The organism is Georgenia sp. AZ-5, assembly GCF_043952095.1.
Taxonomy (GTDB): Bacteria; Actinomycetota; Actinomycetes; order Actinomycetales; family Actinomycetaceae; genus Georgenia.
Genome location: NZ_JBINOU010000001.1, coordinates 1,256,192 through 1,275,602 on the forward strand (window position 1 = coordinate 1,256,192; position 19,411 = coordinate 1,275,602).

A 19,411-nucleotide genomic window follows, 5' to 3' on the forward strand; every position below is an offset into this window, starting at 1 on the left:
ACCCTGGGCTGGTGCGGATCTTGTGCATCGACACCTCCGGCGGTACCGCCGTCGCCCTCGTGGACGTCCCGGGCCCCGGGCCCACCGCGGTCCTCGGCGCGGCGCGCAGCGACGACCCGAGGCGCCACGCGGAGGTGCTGACCCCCCTGATGCGGGAGGTCCTCGGCGCGGACGGCATGGCGGGCGTCGACGCCGTCGCCGTAGGCACCGGCCCGGCGCCCTTCACCGGCCTGCGGGTGGGCCTGGTCACCGCCCGGGCCCTCGGCCGCGCCGCCGGCGTGGACGTGCTCGGGGCGTGCTCCCTCGACGTGCTGGCCCGCCAGGCGCTCGACGCCGGCGCGGAGGAGGTGCTGGTCGCCACGGACGCCCGCCGCAAGGAGGTCTACTGGGCCCGCTACCGGGCCCGCGGCCGCGACGACGTCGAGCGGCTCGACGGCCCGCAGGTCGGCCGCGCGGCCGACGTGGCGCGGCCGGAGGCGGCGGTCGTCGGCTCCGGCGCGGCCCTGTACCCCGCGGAGCTGCCGCCGACGCCCGGGCTGCCGGACCGGCTGGACCCGGCCGTGCTCGCCCGGGTCGTGCGCGACCGGCTGGCCCGGCGCGCCGCGGGGGAGGACGTCGAGCTCGGCACCGAGCCGCGGTACCTGCGCCGCCCCGACGTCCACCTCGCCGCGGCGCCCAAGCGCGCCTCCTGATGGACGGCGCCGTCGGGGTGCGGCTGCGGCCCCTGGCCCGCGAGGACCTCGGCCGGGTGCTAGAGCTCGAGCCGCAGCTGTTCGGCGCGGGCGCGTGGAGCCGCGGCGTGTACCTGGAGGAGCTGGCGACGCCGGGCCGCACCTACCTCGCGGCCGTCCTCGACGCCCCGGACGGCGGCGAGCTGCTGGTGGGGTACGCCGGCCTCGCCGCGGGCGAGGAGGCCCAGGTGATGACCGTGGGCGTCGACGCCCGGTACCGCCGGCGGGGCATCGCCACCGCCATGCTCGAGGCGCTCGTGGAGACCGCCCGCGCCGGGGGCGCGCGCAGCGTGCTGCTGGAGGTGCGCGCCGGCGACGACGGCGCCCAGCGCCTGTACGCCCGCGCCGGCTTCCGGCCGATCGGCCGACGTCGGAACTACTACGCCGCCGAGCGCGAGGACGCGATCGTCATGCGCAAGGTGCTCCGCGGCGCCGGGCCGGTCGGCAGCGAGGCCGCGCCGTGAGCCCCCGCGGGGACGTGCTGGTGGAGCCGCCGGAGCTCGCCCGCGAGCTCGCGGGCGAGCTGCCGCCCCTGGTGCTCGACGTGCGCTGGTCGCTCGCGGCGCCGGACGGGCGCCCGGCCTACCGCGCCGGGCACCTGCCGGGCGCGGTGTTCGTCGACCTCGAGCGGGAGCTGGCGGCGGCCCCCTCGCCGGCGGCCGGCCGGCACCCGCTGCCCCAGCCGGGCCGGCTGCAGGCCGCCGCCCGGCGGTGGGGCCTGCGGGACGGGCGCGCCGTCGTCGCCTACGACGACGTGGGCGGCACCTCCGCGGCCCGCGCGTGGTGGCTGCTGCGCTGGGCGGGCCTGAACGTGCGCCTGCTCGACGGCGGGCTGGCGGCCTGGCGCGAGGCCGGCCTGCCCGTGGAGACCGGGGAGGTCCGCCCGGAGCCGGGCGACGTCGTGCTGCCGCTGGCGGCCGGACGGGCCGGGCCCGGCATGCCGACGACCGACGCCGACGGCGCCGCCGCGTGGCCGCGGCACGGGGTGCTGCTGGACGCGCGCGCCGGCGAGCGGTACCGCGGCGACGTCGAGCCGGTCGACCCGCGCGCGGGGCACGTCCCCGGCGCCCGCAGCGCTCCCACGACAGAAAACCTCACCCCGGCGGGGCGGTTCCTGCCCGCGGCCGAGCTGCGCGCACGGTTCGCCGCGCTGGGCGCCGACGGCGACGCGCCCGTGGCCGTGTACTGCGGGTCCGGCGTCACGGCCGCCCACGAGGTGGCGGCGCTGGCCAGCCTCGGCGTGGCCGCGGCCCTCTATCCCGGGTCGTGGTCGCAGTGGTCGGCCGACCCGGCCCGCCCGGTGGCCACCGGCTGACCCGCCCTGCCGGCGCCTCCTCGTCCCCCGCCGCGCCCGCTGCGCGAACGCGACCGCGGGCGAGTGGTGCGGAGGCGGTGCCGCCGCCGGTTCGGACGGTCCCTCAGCGAACGCCTGACGCCACGGCGAACGCCGGAAGCCCGTGGGCGTACGCGCCCCCGGCGGCGCGCCACGCCGCGATGCCCTCGACCGGGCGACGCCGTGGTGTGGCGCTCGTCACAGGCCGTGCGGGTCAAGACGGTCCAGGTCCGCAAACCGCACACCGTCGTCGCGGGCGAGGCTGGCCACTATGCGAACATCGTTACGAAGACCGAACGGACGGTGGCGGTGCTGTGACGCGGAACTCGCTACGATGCAGGACCATGGCCACGACCACTGCGCCGACGAAGCCGCGCCGCGCACGCAACACCACCGTCGCCCTCAAGGTCGCGATGGCGGTGTCCGGGGTGCTCTTCGTCCTCTTCGTCCTCCTGCACATGTACGGCAACCTCAAGGCCTTCTCCGGCCAGGAGGCCTTCGACGGTTACGCCCACAGCCTGCGCGACCTGCTGTACCCCTACCTGCCGCACTCCGGCTTCCTGTGGATCCAGCGCGTGGTGCTGCTGGCCGCGCTGGTGGTGCACGTCTACGCCGCGGTGGCGCTGTGGTGGCGCGCGCGCAACGCCCGCCCGGACCGCTACGTGATGCACAAGCGCCAGGTGCAGTCCTACTCCTCGCGCACCGTGCGCTGGGGCGGGCTGATCCTGCTGGCGTTCATCGTCTTCCACCTGCTGCAGTTCACGACCCTGACGATCAACGTCGGCGGCACGTTCGACAGCCCCTACCAGCGCCTCGTCGCGGCGTTCCAGCCCGAGTACTGGTACGTCTACCTGGTCTACCTCGTCGCCGTCGTGATGCTGACCATGCACGTGCGCCACGGCGTGTGGAGCGCCCTGCAGACCTTCGGCGTGAGCGACCGGCGCCGCCAGCGCGGCATCAACCTCGTCGCGTACGTGGTGGCGGCCGCGCTCCTCGTGGGGTTCATGGCCCCGCCCACGGCCATCCTGCTCGGCTTCCTGAACTGAGGATCTGAACCATGACGTCGACTGTCGAGACCCTGCCCGGCGAGCTGATCAACGGCCTGTACCGCGAGGGCAGCCCCATCGCCGACACCAAGGCGCCGAAGGTGCCGCTGCGGGACCGGTGGGAGGAGCGCAAGTTCAACGCCCGTCTGGTCAACCCGGCGAACCGGCGCAAGATGCACGTGATCGTCGTCGGCACCGGCCTGGCCGGCTCCTCCGCCGCCGCGACGCTGGGGGAGGCGGGGTACAACGTCTCGGCGTTCTTCTACCAGGACTCCCCGCGCCGGGCCCACTCGATCGCGGCGCAGGGCGGCATCAACGCGGCGAAGAACTACAAGAACGACAACGACTCGGTCTTCCGGCTCTTCTACGACACCGTCAAGGGCGGCGACTACCGCGCCCGCGAGTCGAACGTGTACCGCCTGGCCGAGGTCAGCGCGAACATCATCGACCAGGCCGTGGCCCAGGGCGTGCCGTTCGCCCGCGAGTACGGCGGCCTGCTGGACAACCGCTCCTTCGGCGGCGTGCAGGTGTCCCGCACGTTCTACGCCCGCGGCCAGACGGGCCAGCAGCTCCTGATCGGTGCCTACCAGGCGCTCGAGCGGCAGGTCGCGGCTGGGACGGTGCAGACCTTCCGGCGCCACGAGATGCTCGAGCTGATCGTCGTGGACGGGCGGGCCCGCGGCATCGTGGTCCGGGACATGGTCACCGGTCAGGTCGAGACCCACCTGGCCGACGTCGTCGTGCTCGCCACCGGCGGGTACGGCAACGTCTTCTACCTCTCCACCAACGCCATGGGCTCGAACGTCACGGCCACGTGGCGGGCGCACCGCAAGGGCGCCTTCTTCGGCAACCCCTGCTACACGCAGATCCACCCCACCTGCATCCCGGTCTCCGGCGACTACCAGTCCAAGCTCACCCTGATGAGCGAGTCGCTGCGCAACGACGGGCGCATCTGGGTGCCGAAGAAGAAGGGCGACGACCGCGACCCGCGGCAGATCCCCGAGGACGAGCGCGACTACTACCTCGAGCGGCGCTACCCGGCCTTCGGCAACCTGGTGCCGCGCGACATCGCCTCCCGCGCCGCGAAGCAGGTCTGCGACGAGGGCTACGGCGTGGGCCCGAGCGGACGTGGCGTGTACCTCGACTTCGCCGAGGCCATCGGGCGCATGGGCCGCGCGGCCGTCGCCGCCAAGTACGGCAACCTGTTCGACATGTACCAGCGCATCACCGGCGAGGACCCCTACCAGGTCCCGATGCGCATCTACCCGGCCGTGCACTACACGATGGGCGGGCTGTGGGTCGACTACGACCTGCAGTCGTCCATCCCGGGCCTGTTCGTGACCGGCGAGGCGAACTTCTCCGACCACGGCGCCAACCGGCTCGGCGCCTCGGCGCTCATGCAGGGCCTGTCCGACGGGTACTTCGTGCTGCCGAACACCATCAACGACTACCTCGCGGACGCCCCCTTCGAGAAGGTGCCCGCCGACCACCCGGCGGTCGTGGACGCCGTGGAGTCGGTGCGCGCCCGCATCAACCACTTCCTCACGAACAACGGCACGCGCTCGGTGGACTCCTTCCACAAGGAGCTCGGCCAGATCATGTGGGAGTACTGCGGCATGGAGCGCACCGAGGAGGGCCTCAAGCACGCCATCGGCCGCATCCGCGAGCTTCGTGAGGAGTTCTGGCGAGACGTGAAGGTGCTGGGCACCAACGAGGAGCTCAACCAGGCCCTCGAGCGTGCCGGGCGCGTGGCGGACTTCCTGGAGCTCGGCGAGCTCATGTGCGTCGACGCCCTGCACCGCCGCGAGTCCTGCGGCGGGCACTTCCGCGCGGAGTCCCAGACCGAGGACGGCGAGGCGCTGCGTCACGACGACCAGTTCGCCTACGTCGCGGCCTGGGAGTGGACCGGCCTCGGCGAGCCGCCGGTGCTGCACAAGGAAGACCTGGTCTACGAGAACGTCGAGATGAAGCAGCGGAGCTACAAGTGAAGATCAACCTCAGGGTCATGCGCCAGGCCGGCCCGAACGCCGAGCCCCGCCTGGTCAACTACGAGCTGGTCGGCATCTCCGAGGACATGTCGTTCCTGGAGATGCTCGACGTGCTCAACGAGAACCTCACCGAGCGCGGCGAGGACCCGGTGGCCTTCGACTCAGACTGTCGCGAGGGCATCTGCGGCATGTGCGGCATCGTGATCAACGGCGTCGCGCACGGGCCGGAGCGCACCACCACCTGCCAGCTGCACATGCGCTCGTTCAAGGACGGCGACACCATCACCCTCGAGCCGTGGCGCTCCAGCGCGTTCCCGGTGATCAAGGACCTCGTGGTGGACCGCTCCGCGTTCGACCGCATCATCGACGCCGGCGGCTACATCTCCGTCAACACGGGCGCGGCCCCGGACGCCCACGCCGTCCCGGTGCCCAAGGCGAACGCCGACCGCGCGTTCGAGGCGGCCGCCTGCATCGCGTGCGGCGCCTGCGTGGCGGCGTGCCCGAACGCCTCGGCCATGCTGTTCACGGCCGCGAAGGTCACCCACCTGGGGCTGCTGCCGCAGGGCCAGCCGGAGCGTGAGGCGCGCGTGGTCAACATGCTCGCCCAGCACGACGCCGAGGGCTTCGGCGGGTGCACCAACATCGGCGAGTGCGCCGCGGTGTGCCCCAAGGAGATCCCGCTGGACGTCATCAGCACCCTCAACCACGACCTCAACCTGGCCCTGGCGCACAACCGCTGACGGCTCCGCGACGGCGCCGCTCCCTCAGCGGCGCCGTCGCGCGTCCGGGCCCCCGTCGTCGCGCGACTACCCTGGAGCGGTGAGCGAACCCCTCATCCTCGGCATCGAGTCCTCCTGCGACGAGACCGGCGCCGCCCTCGTGCGCGGCCGCGAGCTGCTCGCCGACGTGACCGCCTCGTCGATGGACGAGCACGCCAGGTACGGCGGCATCGTCCCCGAGGTCGCCTCCCGCGCCCACCTCGAGGCGTTCGTCCCCACGGTGGACGCCGCCCTGGAGAAGGCGGACGTGGACCTGGCCCAGGTCGACGCGATCGCCGTCACCGCCGGGCCGGGCCTGGTCGGCTCCCTCACCGTCGGCGCCGCGGGCGCCAAGGCGCTCGCCCTGGCGACCGGCAAGCCGCTGTACGGGGTCAACCACGTGATCGGCCACGCCGCGGTGGACGAGCTGGTCCACGGCGCCTTCCCCGAGCGGTTCGTGGCCCTGGTGGTCTCCGGCGGTCACACGTCGCTGCTGCTGGTGGACAACATCGCGACCGGCGTCACCGAGCTCGGTCAGACGCTCGACGACGCGGCAGGGGAGGCGTTTGACAAGGTCGGCCGCCTGCTCGGCCTGCCCTACCCGGGCGGGCCGCACGTCGACCGGCTGTCCCAGACCGGGGACCGGGACGCGATCCGCTTCCCGCGCGGTCTCACGAGCGGCAAGGACAAGGCCCGCCACCCCTACGACTTCTCCTTCTCGGGCCTGAAGACGGCCGTGGCCCGCTACGTCGAGGGCTGCGAGGACCGCGGCGAGGAGGTGCCGGCGGCCGACGTCGCGGCCGGCTTCTCGGAGTCCGTGGCCGACGTGCTCACGGCCAAGGCGCTGCGGGCGTGCCAGGTCAACGGCTGCGACACGCTGGTCGTCGGCGGCGGCTTCTCCGCCAACTCGCGCCTGCGGGCGCTGGCGGCGGAGCGGGCCGGGCAGTACGGCGTGACCGTGCGCATCCCGCCCATCCGGTACTGCACGGACAACGGCGCGATGATCGCGGCCCTGGGCTCGGCGCTGGTGCGCGAGGGCGCGGCGCCGTCGTCCCTGGACCTGCCGCTGGACTCCGGCATGCCGCTCGAGACCGTCCGCGTCTGACCGCCTCGCGCCCACCCGCACGCGCACCCACCCACTCCGCCGAGATGTCATCCTCTCCCGCGTGGCGCCTACCACCTCCCCGTGCGGTCTGACATCTCGGTGAGGAGATGACATCTCGCGCCTGTGCCTGTTCCGAGGGGCTGGGCCGATGGGCTCACAGCGGGTGACCGGCGCGCATCTCGCCGACGAGGGAGGCCACGACGTCCTCGAGGTCGCCGTCCGCGGCCACCCGCAGCTGGCGCTGGTAGGAGGCGCCGCCGTCGAGGATCTGCCGCACGTCGGCGAGCTCCTCGGTGCACCCCAGCCGCTCGGCCACGGGCGCCAGCTCCTGGAGCATGCGGGCGACCGTCTCGGTGACGAGCTCCTCCTCCCCGGCGTCGTCGAGGATGAGGATGGCGTCCATGCCGTAGCGGGCGGAGCGCCACTTGTTCTCGGCGACGAACCAGGGCGGGACCGTGGGCAGCGTCTCGCCGGCGTCCAGCCGGGCGGAGAAGTCCTCCACCAGGCAGTGGGTCAGTGCCGAGATCGCCAGGACCTCCTGGAGGTTGGTGGCGGCGTCGCACACACGCACCTCGATGGTGCCGAGGCGGGGGGAGGGGCGGATGTCCCACCGGATCTCGTCGAAGGTGTCGATCACGCCGGTGCGGGTCATGTCCCCGACGTAGCCCTCGAGGTCCGCCCACCGCCGGAACTGGTACGGCACGCCCGCGGTGGGGAGCTGCTGGAACATCAGCGCCCGGTTGGAGGCGTAGCCGGTCGCCTCGCCGGCCCAGAACGGCGACGACGCCCCCAGCGACTGCAGGTGCGCGAACCGGGTCATCAGCGCCCCGAGGATCGGCAGCACCTTGGCGCGGTCCTCGATGCCCACGTGCACGTGGACGCCGTAGAGCAGCATCTGGCGGCCCCACCACTGGGTGCGGTCGATGAGGGTGGCGTAGCGGTCCTTGTCGGTGACCTTCTGGTACGCCGGGCGGGCGAAGGGGTGGGTGCCGGCGCTGGCGAGCTCGATGCGCAGCGGGTCGGTCACCGGGCGCAGGTCGTCGATGGCTCGCTGCAGGTCCGCGCCAGCCTCGCCGACCGTGCGGCACACCCCCGAGACGACCTCGACGGTGTTGAGCAGCAGCTCGGGGTGGATGCCGGGGTGGGGGGCGCCGCCGGGGCCGGCCACCCGGTCCAGGACCGTCGCGGCCGCCTGCCGCAGGTCCGAGGAGTCGGCGTCGATGAGCTGGAGCTCCCACTCGATGCCGACGGAGGAGCGCGCGGAGGCCGCGAAGGGCATGGTCACCGCGCCAGTCTGCCGCCTCCGCGCGGGGCCGCGCACGCAGGCGCCGGCGCAGCTCCTGCTCGGCGGCCGTGAAGGCCTCCAGGCCGGCGGGTCAGACGGGCTCGACGACCAGCACGCTGTGTCGGCCGGCGACGCGGGAGAGCACGATCGTGGCCGGCCTGCTGCCCTTGAGCGCGAGCTGGCGGCGCAGCTGCTCCGGCTCGACGGCGGTGCCCCGCTTCTTGATCGTCACCGCACCGACGTCCCGGGCGCGCAGGTACGCCCGCAGCGGCTTGAGCGCGAAGGGGAACTGGTCGAGGACGCGGTAGGCGGTGGCGAACGGGGTGGGCACGAGGCTGTCGCCGGTGAGGTAGGCGATGTCCGGGCTGAGCAGACCGGCGCCGAGCAGCTCGGCCACCCGGGCCACCAGGCCCGCGCGGATCACCGCGCCGTCCGGCTCGTAGAGCACCTGGCCGGGCGGGCGCACCGCCCCGGCCCGGGCGGGCGCGCCGGGCTCGTGCGCTCCCTCGGCGTCGCCCCGCTCGGTGAGGACGGCGGCGCGCTCGCCGGCCAGGACGAGCGCGGACCGGCCCGGGCCCTCGGGCGCCAGGCCACCGAACCAGAGCCCCGCCTCGACGACGTCGCCCGCAACGCTGACCCACTGGGCGTGGGCGTCGGCGGGCAGGGCGGAGTAGGGGATGCCGGGCGCGACCTTCACGCCGAGGTCGGGCACCTGACGCCGGAGCGCCAGCACCGCGTCCAACGGCGGGGCGTAGGCGGTCGGGTCGAAGATCCGCCGTCCCCCGCTGCGCCGCGCGGGGTCGGCGAAGACGGCGTCGACGCCCTCGGCCGGCAGGTCGAGCGCGAGCGCGTCACCGTGCCGGACGACGGCGCTGGGGAAGGGGCGGAGGTTCTCCGCGGCGAGGGCCGCGGTCGTCGCGTCCGCCTCGACCGCCAGCACGGGGACGCCCAGCTCGGACAGCGCGAGGGCGTCACCGCCCAGGCCGCAGCCGAGGTCGGCGACCAGGCGGCTGCCCGCGGCGGCGTACCGGCGGGCGTGCACCTGCGCCACGCCGAGCCGGGTGGCCTGCTCCAGCCCGGCCGGCGTGAACAGCATGCCCGCCGCGCGGGTGCCGAGCTTCGCCGCGCCTCGCGCCCGCAGCCGCGACTGAGTGAGGGCGGCGGCGAGCAGGTCGGGGTCCACGCCTCGCGCGTGCAGCGCCGTGGACAGGGCCAGCGCGCCGGCCGCCGAGTACGGCGGCAGCTCGGCGAGCAGGGCACGGCCCTCGGGCGAGAGCAGCTTGGCGAGGGTCGCGGGATCCACCGCTCGATCCTGCCACCGCCGATCGTCGCGGCGCGGGCCCCGGCCCAGGTCCGGGGCCCGGTACCAGGCGGGGCGCACGTCGCCGGCTCCGCGCCACGCGTTGGCACTCGCCTTGACCGAGTGCTAACGCCGCCCCTAGATTTGGACCAGGCGCGGCTCTTCGGGGCCGCGGCTGCACACCGGTTCCTCCACGGCCGACCCCCGCGACGGCGGACGTGAAGAGAAGGTGCGCAAACCCTGAACCGTTATCCCACTCATGCGAAGGGGAGGTCCGTAGTGTCGGTCTCCATCAAGCCGCTCGAGGACCGGATCGTCGTGCAGACGCTCGAGGCAGAGCAGACCACGGCTTCCGGTCTGGTCATCCCGGACACCGCGAAGGAGAAGCCCCAGGAGGGCACCGTCATCGCCGTGGGCCCGGGCCGTATCGACGACAACGGCAACCGCGTGCCGCTCGACGTGGCCGTCGGCGACGTCGTCATCTACAGCAAGTACGGCGGCACGGAGGTGAAGTACTCCGGTGAGGAGTACCTGATCCTCTCCGCGCGCGACATCCTCGCGGTCGTCGAGAAGTGACGAGCTTCTAGCTGACAGGGCGGAGCCCCGGGCCCGACGGGTCCGGGGCTTCGTCGTGCCTGCCGGCGCACCCAGCCGCTGCGACACGAAGCCCCGGACCACGCGGTCCGGGGCTTCGTGCGGAATGGGGGCCGTCAGGAGGCGCGACGCTCCGGACGGGACAGGATGAGCTGGCGGTCGTCCTCACTGAGACCGCCCCAGACGCCGTAAGGCTCGCGGACCTTGAGGGCGTGCTCGCGGCACTGCTTGATCACGGGGCAGGTGGCGCAGATGGCCTTGGCGGCCTCGTCGCGCCGGCGGCGGGTGCCGCCGCGCTCGCCCTCCGGGTGGAAGAAGAGGTTCGGGTCAGCCTCTCGGCACGCGCCCTGGTACTGCCACTCCCACAGGTCCATCACGGGTCCGGGAAGCCTCGAGAGTTCTGCCATGTCACCTGTCCTTCCGTCGGTGCCGCTGGTCCGCGGCTTGTTCGCCGCGCTGCTGCACAACGTAGCAACCGATGCACAACTTGTTCAAGACCCCCGCGAAAGTTGGTCAACCGGGGAGAGTCCGTCCGCTTGCGGCGCGCCCGAGTGGCACCGGTGTCGTTAACGCGTCAGGATCGATTCATGGAACGCAGAAAGGTGCCCGGTGATGGCCGCGTCCTCGATGCGTGACCTCCACGGCGAGGGCGGCGGGACGGAGTCGTCCACCCGCCGCCGGTCGTCGGGACGCGGCGACGGGGGCGCCCCGCTGACCGTCGCGGCCGTGGCCGCGCGCCTCGGCGTGGCGGCGTCGACCCTGCGCACCTGGGACCGCCGCTACGGCCTGGGTCCCTCGTCGCACGAGGCCGGCAGCCACCGCCGGTACACGCCTGCGGACGTGGCGCGCCTCGAGCGCATGCGCCACCTGACGCTGCAGGGCGTCGCCCCCGCGGACGCCGCCCGGGCCGCCAAGACCGAGGGCGCCGATCGCGTGCGGACGTGGCCGCGGGAGGCGCCGCGGGAGGAGACCCCGCACGAGCGGCTGCTCGTCGACCCGCTCTCCCTCGCGGCCGCGGCCGTGGAGCCGGACGAGCCACGGGTGCACCGCATGCTCGAGCAGGAGGTGCGCGACGTCGGCATCGTCCGCGCGTGGACGGCCCTGGTCAGCCCGGCGCTGGCGATGCTCGCCCAGCGTGAGCGCTCCGACCGGCCGGGCGTGGACCCCGAGGAGATCCTCACCTCCGCGGTGCTCGCGGCGGTGCGCGAGACGATGGTCGCCGCCGAGCGGTCCCGCGAGGGCGCGATGCACCAGAACTGGTCGCAGGAGGGCCGTGAGCCCCGCTCGGTGCTGCTGTGCGCCGGCGCGGAGCGCCGGCTGCGCGCGCACGTCATCGGCGGTGGCCTGGCCGAGCGCGGCGTGCGCGCCCGGGTGCTGCGCGCGGAGGGCGCCGGCGACGCCCAGCAGATGGTGGGCACGCTCGCCGCCCGGGGCGCCGCCGTGCTGGCGGTCCTGGGCAACCCGCCGGGCGCGGAGGGCTTGGTCCGCGCGGCCTCCGAGCGCGGCGACGTGGAGATCTTCCTGCTCGGCTCCGACCCGCCCGACGTCTGGTTGCCCCGGGTGCGCCGCGTGCGCACGGCCACCGCCGCCGTCGAGGAGATCGCCGGGTACCTGGACGAGGGCTGACCCGTCGCCGCCCGCGCGCCGGGCGGCCCGGCCGGGCCCCCGGCGGGAGCCGTGCGCCCGCGGACGGCGGACGGTGCCCGCCGGCGTGATGGACGTCGCTGCGGCCGCCGTCGGTGCGCACGTACTATCGCGGTGTGACCGAGACGCACGCCAATGACCCGTTCGGCCTGGTCGGCCTCACCTACGACGACGTCCTGCTCCTGCCCGGCGCGACGGACGTGATCCCCTCGGAGGTGGAGACGACCTCGCGGCTCACCCGCGGGATCAGCCTCAGGGTGCCGCTGGTGTCCGCCGCGATGGACACCGTCACCGAGGCGCGCATGGCGATCGCCATGGCACGGCAGGGCGGTATCGGCATCCTGCACCGCAACCTCTCCATCGCGGACCAGGCGCAGCAGGTCACGGTCGTCAAGCGCTCGGAGTCCGGCATGGTCACCGACCCGGTCACGGTGAGCCCCGACGCCACCCTGGCCGAGCTCGACGCCCTCTGCGGCCGCTACCGCGTCTCCGGCCTGCCCGTGGTGGACGGCGACGGCGTGCTGCTCGGCATCATCACCAACCGCGACCTGCGGTTCGTACCGCCTGCCGAGTTCGACCTCCGGACCGTGCGCGACTCGATGACGCCCATGCCGCTGGTCACCGGCCCGGTGGGCATCAGCTCCGACGACGCCGCAGCGCTGCTGGCGAAGCACAAGGTCGAGAAGCTGCCGCTGGTGGACGACGCCGGCAAGCTGCGCGGCCTCATCACCGTCAAGGACTTCGTGAAGTCCGAGCAGTACCCCAACGCCACGAAGGACGCCGAGGGCCGGCTCATGGTCGGCGCGGCCATCGGCTACTGGGGCGACGCGTGGGAGCGCGCCACGGCGCTCGCCGAGGCCGGCGCCGACGTGCTCGTGGCGGACACCGCCAACGGCGAGGCCCGGCTGCTGCTCGACATGATCGCGCGGATGAAGCGCGACAAGGCGTTCTCGCACGTGCAGATCATCGGCGGGAACGTCGCCACCCGCTCCGGCGCGCAGGCGCTCGTCGACGCGGGCGTCGACGCCGTCAAGGTCGGCGTCGGCCCGGGCTCCATCTGCACCACGCGCATCGTCGCCGGCGTCGGGGTCCCCCAGGTCACCGCCGTCCACCTCGCCGCCCAGGCCTGCAAGCCGGCCGGGGTCCCGGTCATCGCCGACGGCGGCCTCCAGTACTCCGGCGACATCGCCAAGGCGCTGGTCGCCGGCGCGGACACGGTCATGCTCGGCTCGCTGCTGGCGGGCTGCGAGGAGTCCCCGGGCGACCTGGTGTTCGTCAACGGCAAGCAGTTCAAGCACTACCGCGGCATGGGCTCCCTCGGCGCCATGGCTTCCCGTGGCCGGGTCTCCTACTCCAAGGACCGCTACTTCCAGGCCGACGTCGACACCGACGACAAGATCGTCCCCGAGGGCGTAGAGGGCCAGGTGCCCTACCGCGGTCCGCTGTCGAACGTGGCCTACCAGCTGATCGGCGGCCTGCACCAGTCGATGTTCTACGTCGGGGCGCGGACCATCCCGGAGCTGCAGGAGCGCGGGAAGTTCGTCCGCATCACGCCCGCCGGCCTGAAGGAGTCGCACCCGCACGACATCCAGATGACGGTGGAGGCGCCCAACTACGCCGGGCTCCGCTGAGCCTCGGCCCGCCACGCGGGCGGGCCCCGACCGACGCCGCGGGAGCGCGGCGGAACGGGCGCGAGGACACGAGCGCGACGCGAAGAGCGCGGCGGACCGACGGCCCGCCGCGCTCTTCGCGTCATGGCGTCCGCCGCGATCTCCGCGTCGCGACATCCGCCGGATGTGCGCCTCACGGCACAGCCTGGGCCGCCGGGTCGGGCCGCGGAGGCAGGGGCGCCGCCGCCGGAGCCGCCAGCCCCGCCTGGGACGCCGCCGGCGCGGGCAGCGGCATCGGCCAGCCCGGGCCGGCGCCGGGGCCGGTGAGGCCGTTGCGGAGGCGCCAGGCGTTGAGGTCCTCCGCCCACTCGCGGTGCTTGTCCACCTGCCAGGCGTGGACCTCCTCCAGCGGCGCGGCGGCCATCTCGGGATAGCGGGCGGCCATCTGCGCCAGCACGTCCAACGTCGCGACGACGTCCACCTCGGCGGTGTGCAGGTGCTCCTGCTCCGGGACGGCGTAGTGCAGGCAGAGGTCGCCCAGCTTGCGCTTGCCGGTGCGGTCGCGGTCGAGGCCGCGGTCGAGCACCAGGGGGTCCAGCACCGGCAGGCAGTCCCGCCCCAGGCGGTCCGCGAGCCGGGGGAGCCCGTGCCGTGCCAGCTCGTTCTCCAGGATCGCCAGGTCGAAGGACGCGTTGAACGCGACCAGCGGCACGCCCTCCAGCTGCGCCTCGGTGATGAGGGCGGCGATCTCCCCCAGCGCCTGCGCCGGCGGCACGCCCTCCGCCCGGGCACGCCCGGTGGTGATGCCGTGGATCGCCGTCGCCACGGCCGGGATCTCCACACCGGGGTCGATGAGCCAGGTCCGCACGCGGCTGCCGCGTGCGTCCCGGTGCACGAGCGCGGCGGTGACGATGCGGTCCTCCGTCACCTCCACGCCGGTGGTCTCGGTGTCGAACCCGAGGAACGGCCCTGCAGCCCAGCCCATGGTGGCCTCCTTCGTCTGGGACGCACTGTGCCAGCGACCGCCCACATCGCCGCGGACCTCGCCGGGCGTGGCACGCCCGCGCCGGCACGCACCCGGCCGGCACCTCTCCTACGCTGGGGCCCGTGAACTCCGTCGTAAGTGGTCCAGGCCCGGTGGCCGGGGACGCGCGGGGCACGTCGGCCGGTCCCGCGCCGGACGGCGGCGTGCACCTCGCACCGAAGGTGGGCGCCGCCAGGGCGGCGCTCGCCCGGCTCGGTGCGCGGGCGCGCCAGGGTGACGTGGGCCTGCTCGGCGGGGTGCACGCGTACGACCCGGACGTCGCCGCGACGTACCGGGCCGCCGCGGTGCTGGTGCTGCTGTCCCCGCCGGCGGACGACGGCGCCGGGGACGGGCCCGCGACCGGCGCCGGGCCGGACCTGTTCCTGGTCCAGCGCTCACCGCACCTGCGTCACCACCCCGGTCAGATCGCGCTGCCGGGCGGGCGGGCCGAGCCCGGCGACGGGGACCTCGCCAACACGGCGCTGCGCGAGGCGCACGAGGAGATCGGCCTGCTCCCGGACCACGTGGAGGTGCTCGGAGAGCTGCCGCCGGTGCTGGTGCCGATCTCCCGCTACGTCGTCACGCCCGTGCTCGGCTGGACCACCCGGGCCGACCTGGCCACCCGCGTCGACCCGGGGGAGGTGCTGCACACCATCCGGGTGGGCGTCGGCCGGCTGCTCGACCCCTCCGCGCGCGCCGCGGTCACCGTGCGCGGCCACCGCAGCGCCGGGTTCCGCGTGCCGAGCGGCTGGGTGTGGGGCTTCACGGGCAACCTGCTCGACCACCTCTTCACCGAGCTCGGCTGGACCCGCCCGTGGGACACCTCCCGCGAGGTGGCGATGGCCTACGACGCGGTCCAGGGGCTGATCGTGCCGGAGTAGACGCCCGCTGCGGGATGCACCGCCGGGACGCCGGTGCGAGGCTCGAAGGGCCAGCCGGACCACGAGCAGAGGGAGTCATCCATGGCTGACCTGAGCGGCAAGAAGGTCGCGTTCATCACCTCGCAGAAGGGCGTCGAGGACGCCGAGCTGACCGGCCCGTGGCAGGCCCTGCGCGACGCGGGGGCCTCGACGATGCTGCTGGCGCCGGAGCAGGGCGAGGTCGCCACGGTCAACAACGACGACGAGCCCGCCGACAGCTATCCCGTCGACCAGGCCATCGGCGACGCGGACGCGGACGAGTTCGACGCCGTCGTCATCCCGGGCGGCACGATCAACGCGGACACCCTGCGCCAGGACCACGACGCCGTCGCGTTCGTCACCGAGATCGCCGGCGCCGGCAAGCCCGTCGCAGCCATCTGCCACGGCCCCTGGCTGCTCGTCGAGGCCGGCCTGGCCAAGGGCCGGCGCACCTCCTACCCGTCGCTGAGCACGGACCTGACGAACGCGGGCGCCGAGTGGGTGGACGAGGAGGTCGTCGTGGACCACACGGGCGAGACGACCGTGATCACCTCCCGCAACCCGCAGGACGTGCCCGCCTTCAGCGAGGCGGTCATCGACGCGCTCAGCTGAGCGCCCTTCGGCGCGGGCCGCGGACCGGCAGGCGACCGGTCGGCGGCCCGCCGCCGCGCAGACGGTAGCCTCGTCGGGTGACAAACGAGATCGAGATCGGCCGCGGCAAGCGCGCCCGCCGCGCGTACAGCTTCGACGACGTCGCCGTCGTCCCGTCCCGCCGCACGCGGGACCCCGAGGACGTCTCCGTCAGCTGGCAGATCGACGCCTTCCACGTGGACATGCCCGTCCTGGCCGCACCCATGGACTCCGTCATGAGCCCCGCGACGGCCATCGAGCTGGGCCAGCTCGGCGGCATCGGGGTGCTCGACCTCGAGGGCCTGTGGACCCGCTACGAGGACCCGGCCCCGCTGTTCGAGGAGATCGTCGCCCTTCCCGCGGACCGCACGACCGCGCGCATGCAGGAGATCTACTCCGAGCCGGTCAAGCCCGAGCTCGTGACGCGGCGCCTCGGCGAGGTCCGCGCGGCCGGCGTCACCGTCGCCGGCAGCCTGTCCCCGCAGCGCACCCAGGAGCACTGGCGCACCGTGGTGGAGGCCGGCGTCGACCTGTTCGTCATCCGCGGCACCACGGTCTCCGCCGAGCACGTCTCCTCGCGCGCGGAGCCGCTGAACCTCAAGCGCTTCATCTACGAGCTCGACGTGCCGGTGATCGTCGGCGGCGCGGCCACCTACACCGCGGCGCTGCACCTGATGCGCACCGGGGCCGCGGGCGTGCTGGTCGGTTTCGGCGGCGGGGCCGCGCACACCACGCGCCGCTCGCTCGGCATCCACGCCCCGATGGCCACGGCCGTCGCCGACGTCGCCGCGGCCCGCCGGGACTACATGGACGAGTCCGGCGGGCGCTACGTGCACGTGATCGCCGACGGCGGCGTCGGCCGCTCCGGCGACCTGGTGAAGGCGATCGGCTGCGGCGCCGACGCCGTCATGCTCGGCGCCGCCCTGGCGCGCGCCGAGGAGGCGCCCGGCCGCGGCTGGCACTGGGGCTCCGAGGCGCACCACCCGGAGCTGCCGCGCGGCGAGCGGGTGCACGTCGGGACCGTCGGCACGATGGCGGAGATCCTGCACGGCCCGAGCCGGACGGCGGACGGCACGCTGAACCTGATCGGCGCCCTGCGCCGCACCATGGCGACCACCGGCTACTCCGACGTGAAGGAGTTCCAGCGCGTGGAGGTCGTCGTCTCCCCGTACACGCCGTACTGACGGCCGTCGCGCCCGCCGCGCCGATCGGGCGGGGCGGGGCGGGCGACGGGGACGCGGTCGTCGAGCCGTGGCGGGCTGCGGCCCGACCCGGCCCTGGAACGACCCGCTGGCGGGCCTGGCGCGGGCCCGCTCGGGCGCGACGTCGACCGTGGCGCGCCGGGACGGGCGGGTTGTGGGGACCGGCGGCCCGGGGACTTCCGCCGCGCGCTCGGTCACGCCGAGCAGGAGTGCGTGTGTCCGCCGGTGGCTGCAGCCGGCGGGCTGTGCGTCGCTATCCTCGGTTGTGAGCCGGAAGTCGTCCGGAACATCGCAGGAAGGAACGCCATGGCCCAGCGCAGTGCCGTCGTCGCCTCCAGGGTGGGGCTCCACGCCCGCCCCGCCGCCCTCTTCGCCAGGGCGGCCGCGGAGGCCGGGATCCCGGTGACCATCGCCAAGGACGGCTCCGGCGCCGTCGACGCCGCCAGCGTCCTCGCGGTGATGACCCTCGGCGCCCAGCACGGCGACGAGGTCACCCTCACCGCCGAGGGGGAGGACGCGGAGCGGGTCCTCGAAGAGCTCGTCACCCTGCTGACGACCGACCTCGACGCCTGACCCTGCCCGCGGGAGGGGCGCCGTCGTGACATCGCTCACCACGGTGCGAGGATGGAAGCACCACGACCGAGGCGGGCTCGCGCCGTCTCAGAGAAGGAGCAGCAGTGACGCAGCAGCAGACCGGTGAGACCGCGCAGGAGTACCGCATCGAGCACGACACGATGGGGGAGGTGCGGGTGCCCAAGGAGGCCCTCTACTCCGCCCAGACGCAGCGCGCGGTGGAGAACTTCCCGATCTCGGGCCGGGGCCTGTCCTCGCACCACATCGCCGCCCTCGGCCAGGTCAAGCGCGCCGCGGCGCTGGCCAACGCCGAGCTGGGGGTCCTGCCCGACGACGTCGCGCAGGCCATCGCGGCGGCGGCGGAGGAGGTCATCGCCGGCGGGCACGACGACCACTTCCCGATCGACGTCTTCCAGACCGGCTCGGGCACGTCGTCGAACATGAACACCAACGAGGTCGTCGCCACGCTGGCCAGCCGCCGGCTCGGCCGCCCCGTGCACCCGAACGACCACGTAAACGCGTCCCAGTCGTCCAACGACGTGTTCCCCTCCTCGATCCACATCGCCGCCACGCAGGCCGTGGTGGACGAGCTGCTGCCGGCCCTCGACGTCCTCGCCACCTCCCTGGAGGCGAAGGCGGAGGAGTTCAAGGACGTGGTGAAGTCCGGGCGCACGCACCTGATGGACGCCACGCCCATCACGCTGGGCCAGGAGTTCTCCGGCTACGCCACCCAGATCCGGTACGGCATCGACCGGGTCAACGCCGCGCTGCCCCGCCTGGCCGAGCTGCCGCTGGGCGGCACCGCCGTCGGCACCGGCATCAACACCCCGCCCGGGTTCTCCCGGCGCGTGATCGAGCTGATCGCCGAGCACACCGGGCTGCCCCTGGTGGAGGCGAGGAACCACTTCGAGGCCCAGGCCGCGCAGGACTCCCTCGTGGAAACCTCCGGCGCGCTGCGCACCATCGCGGTGTCCCTGACGAAGATCGCCAACGACCTGCGCTGGATGGGGTCCGGGCCCCGCACCGGCCTCGGGGAGCTGTTCCTGCCGGACCTGCAGCCGGGCTCGTCGATCATGCCGGGCAAGGTCAACCCGGTCGTCCCGGAGGCGACCGTTCAGGTGGCCGCCCAGGTGATCGGCAACGACGCCGCGATCGCGTTCGCGGGCGCGCAGGGCAACTTCGACCTGCTGGTCATGCTGCCGGTGATGGCCCGGAACCTGCTGGAGTCCATCACCCTGGTGGGCAACGTCTCGCGGGTGCTCGCGGCCAAGACCGTCGACGGCCTGGTGGCGAACGTGGAGCGGTGCCTGGAGCTGGCCGAGTCCTCACCGTCCATCGTCACCCCGCTGAACCGGATCATCGGCTACGAGGCGGCCGCGAAGATCGCCAAGCACTCGGTGAAGCAGGGCATCACCGTGCGCGCCGCGGTGGAGGACCTCGGCTACGTCGAGCGCGGGGAGATCACCCCCGAGCAGCTCGATGCCGCCCTCGACGTGCGCAGCATGACGGGCCCGGAGCAGGTCTGAGCGTTCCGCGCTCCGCGCGGGCCGGGGCTCGCCCCCCCGCGCGAGATGTCATCTTCTCCTCGAGATGTCATCCCGGCGCACCAGCGACGACGGCGCCCTCTCCCCGACGGGAGGGGGCGCCGTCGTGCAGGCGGCGGCGTCAGTCCAGCCGCTCGACCCAGCC

General features: G+C 74.1%; 19 protein-coding genes. 15 read left to right on the top strand and 4 right to left on the bottom strand.

Annotated elements, in window-relative coordinates; genetic code table 11:
- Nucleotides 1-11: 11 nt before the first annotated feature.
- The 7 genes from tsaB to tsaD all read left to right on the top strand — a co-directional run bounded on the left by tsaB (nt 12) and on the right by tsaD (nt 6,961).
- The gene (gene tsaB, locus ACF0H8_RS06005) at nt 12-692 is read left to right on the top strand and encodes a tRNA (adenosine(37)-N6)-threonylcarbamoyltransferase complex dimerization subunit type 1 TsaB (protein ID WP_395288060.1); all 681 of its coding nucleotides are present in this window, start codon (nt 12-14) and stop codon (nt 690-692) included.
- Entirely contained in the window at nt 692-1,195 is a 504-nt protein-coding gene (gene rimI / locus ACF0H8_RS06010; protein ID WP_395288061.1) for a ribosomal protein S18-alanine N-acetyltransferase, read from the top strand. Before tsaB ends, rimI begins: the two co-directional genes overlap by 1 nt.
- Complete coding sequence (locus tag ACF0H8_RS06015; protein ID WP_395288062.1) at nt 1,192-2,046, top strand: sulfurtransferase; 855 nt, start codon at nt 1,192-1,194, stop codon at nt 2,044-2,046. The genes rimI and ACF0H8_RS06015 overlap by 4 nt, the downstream gene beginning before the upstream one ends.
- 362 nt (nt 2,047-2,408) lie before the next feature.
- A complete protein-coding gene (locus ACF0H8_RS06020) occupies nt 2,409-3,110 on the top strand; it encodes a succinate dehydrogenase cytochrome b subunit (RefSeq protein ID WP_395288063.1) in 702 nt (233 codons plus the stop codon).
- An 11-nt stretch (nt 3,111-3,121) separates the two neighbouring features.
- Nucleotides 3,122-5,098, top strand: coding sequence for a fumarate reductase/succinate dehydrogenase flavoprotein subunit (locus tag ACF0H8_RS06025; protein WP_395288064.1), 1,977 nt, complete (start codon nt 3,122-3,124; stop codon nt 5,096-5,098).
- On the top strand, nt 5,095-5,838 hold the full coding sequence (locus ACF0H8_RS06030) for a succinate dehydrogenase/fumarate reductase iron-sulfur subunit (protein ID WP_395288065.1): 744 nt from the start codon (nt 5,095-5,097) through the stop codon (nt 5,836-5,838). The genes ACF0H8_RS06025 and ACF0H8_RS06030 overlap by 4 nt, the downstream gene beginning before the upstream one ends.
- A 79-nt stretch (nt 5,839-5,917) precedes the next feature.
- On the top strand, nt 5,918-6,961 hold the full coding sequence (gene tsaD / locus ACF0H8_RS06035; protein WP_395288066.1) for a tRNA (adenosine(37)-N6)-threonylcarbamoyltransferase complex transferase subunit TsaD: 1,044 nt from the start codon (nt 5,918-5,920) through the stop codon (nt 6,959-6,961).
- Nucleotides 6,962-7,115: 154 nt separating this feature from the next.
- On the opposite strand, the gene ACF0H8_RS06040 is transcribed toward tsaD, so the two are convergent.
- Together ACF0H8_RS06040 and ACF0H8_RS06045 are read right to left on the bottom strand one after the other, a co-directional pair.
- Complete coding sequence (locus ACF0H8_RS06040; protein ID WP_395290820.1) at nt 7,116-8,240, bottom strand: glutamate--cysteine ligase; 1,125 nt, start codon at nt 8,238-8,240, stop codon at nt 7,116-7,118.
- A gap of 97 nt (nt 8,241-8,337) precedes the next feature.
- Entirely contained in the window at nt 8,338-9,549 is a 1,212-nt protein-coding gene (locus ACF0H8_RS06045) for a methyltransferase domain-containing protein (RefSeq protein ID WP_395288067.1), read from the bottom strand.
- Between the two features lie 276 nt (nt 9,550-9,825).
- On the opposite strand from ACF0H8_RS06045, the gene groES reads away from it, so the two are divergent.
- On the top strand, nt 9,826-10,122 hold the full coding sequence (gene groES / locus ACF0H8_RS06050; protein WP_395288068.1) for a co-chaperone GroES: 297 nt from the start codon (nt 9,826-9,828) through the stop codon (nt 10,120-10,122).
- Between the two features lie 134 nt (nt 10,123-10,256).
- Here groES and ACF0H8_RS06055 read toward each other — a convergent pair whose 3' ends face one another.
- Nucleotides 10,257-10,547, bottom strand: a complete 291-nt coding sequence (locus tag ACF0H8_RS06055) for a WhiB family transcriptional regulator (RefSeq protein WP_395288069.1) — start codon at nt 10,545-10,547, stop codon at nt 10,257-10,259.
- Nucleotides 10,548-10,752: 205 nt separating this feature from the next.
- Here ACF0H8_RS06055 and ACF0H8_RS06060 point away from each other — a divergent pair, with 205 nt between their 5' ends.
- Both ACF0H8_RS06060 and guaB read left to right on the top strand, forming a co-directional pair.
- On the top strand, nt 10,753-11,766 hold the full coding sequence (locus ACF0H8_RS06060; protein WP_395288070.1) for a MerR family transcriptional regulator: 1,014 nt from the start codon (nt 10,753-10,755) through the stop codon (nt 11,764-11,766).
- Nucleotides 11,767-11,900: 134 nt separating this feature from the next.
- Nucleotides 11,901-13,415, top strand: a complete 1,515-nt coding sequence (guaB, locus tag ACF0H8_RS06065; protein ID WP_395288071.1) for an IMP dehydrogenase — start codon at nt 11,901-11,903, stop codon at nt 13,413-13,415.
- 172 nt (nt 13,416-13,587) lie between these two features.
- Here the strand turns inward: guaB and ACF0H8_RS06070 are convergent, their stop codons facing one another.
- Complete coding sequence (locus tag ACF0H8_RS06070) at nt 13,588-14,379, bottom strand: exonuclease domain-containing protein (protein ID WP_395288072.1); 792 nt, start codon at nt 14,377-14,379, stop codon at nt 13,588-13,590.
- Between the two features lie 122 nt (nt 14,380-14,501).
- Between ACF0H8_RS06070 and ACF0H8_RS06075 the strand changes: the two genes are divergently transcribed.
- The 5 genes from ACF0H8_RS06075 (at nt 14,502) to ACF0H8_RS06095 (ending at nt 19,248) form a co-directional block, all read left to right on the top strand.
- A complete protein-coding gene (locus ACF0H8_RS06075; RefSeq protein WP_395288073.1) occupies nt 14,502-15,299 on the top strand; it encodes an NUDIX hydrolase in 798 nt (265 codons plus the stop codon).
- Between the two features lie 81 nt (nt 15,300-15,380).
- A complete protein-coding gene (locus ACF0H8_RS06080; RefSeq protein ID WP_395288074.1) occupies nt 15,381-15,929 on the top strand; it encodes a type 1 glutamine amidotransferase domain-containing protein in 549 nt (182 codons plus the stop codon).
- Between the two features lie 77 nt (nt 15,930-16,006).
- Entirely contained in the window at nt 16,007-17,131 is a 1,125-nt protein-coding gene (locus ACF0H8_RS06085) for a GuaB3 family IMP dehydrogenase-related protein (RefSeq protein ID WP_395288075.1), read from the top strand.
- 324 nt (nt 17,132-17,455) lie between these two features.
- Nucleotides 17,456-17,722, top strand: coding sequence for an HPr family phosphocarrier protein (locus ACF0H8_RS06090; RefSeq protein WP_395288076.1), 267 nt, complete (start codon nt 17,456-17,458; stop codon nt 17,720-17,722).
- A 104-nt stretch (nt 17,723-17,826) separates the two neighbouring features.
- Complete coding sequence (locus tag ACF0H8_RS06095; protein WP_395288077.1) at nt 17,827-19,248, top strand: class II fumarate hydratase; 1,422 nt, start codon at nt 17,827-17,829, stop codon at nt 19,246-19,248.
- Nucleotides 19,249-19,411: the final 163 nt, after the last annotated feature.

What these genes read in the sequence shown, in the direction of transcription:
- rimI (WP_395288061.1), top strand. Translation starts at nt 692, where the DNA reads ATGGACGGCGCCGTCGGGGTGCGGCTGCGGCCCCTGGCCCGCGAGGAC.
- ACF0H8_RS06020 (WP_395288063.1), top strand. Translation starts at nt 2,409, where the DNA reads ATGGCCACGACCACTGCGCCGACGAAGCCGCGCCGCGCACGCAACACC.
- ACF0H8_RS06025 (WP_395288064.1), top strand. Translation starts at nt 3,122, where the DNA reads ATGACGTCGACTGTCGAGACCCTGCCCGGCGAGCTGATCAACGGCCTG.
- ACF0H8_RS06040 (WP_395290820.1), bottom strand. Translation starts at nt 8,240, where the DNA reads ATGCCCTTCGCGGCCTCCGCGCGCTCCTCCGTCGGCATCGAGTGGGAG.
- ACF0H8_RS06055 (WP_395288069.1), bottom strand. Translation starts at nt 10,547, where the DNA reads ATGGCAGAACTCTCGAGGCTTCCCGGACCCGTGATGGACCTGTGGGAG.
- ACF0H8_RS06060 (WP_395288070.1), top strand. Translation starts at nt 10,753, where the DNA reads ATGGCCGCGTCCTCGATGCGTGACCTCCACGGCGAGGGCGGCGGGACG.
- ACF0H8_RS06070 (WP_395288072.1), bottom strand. Translation starts at nt 14,379, where the DNA reads ATGGGCTGGGCTGCAGGGCCGTTCCTCGGGTTCGACACCGAGACCACC.
- ACF0H8_RS06080 (WP_395288074.1), top strand. Translation starts at nt 15,381, where the DNA reads ATGGCTGACCTGAGCGGCAAGAAGGTCGCGTTCATCACCTCGCAGAAG.
- ACF0H8_RS06090 (WP_395288076.1), top strand. Translation starts at nt 17,456, where the DNA reads ATGGCCCAGCGCAGTGCCGTCGTCGCCTCCAGGGTGGGGCTCCACGCC.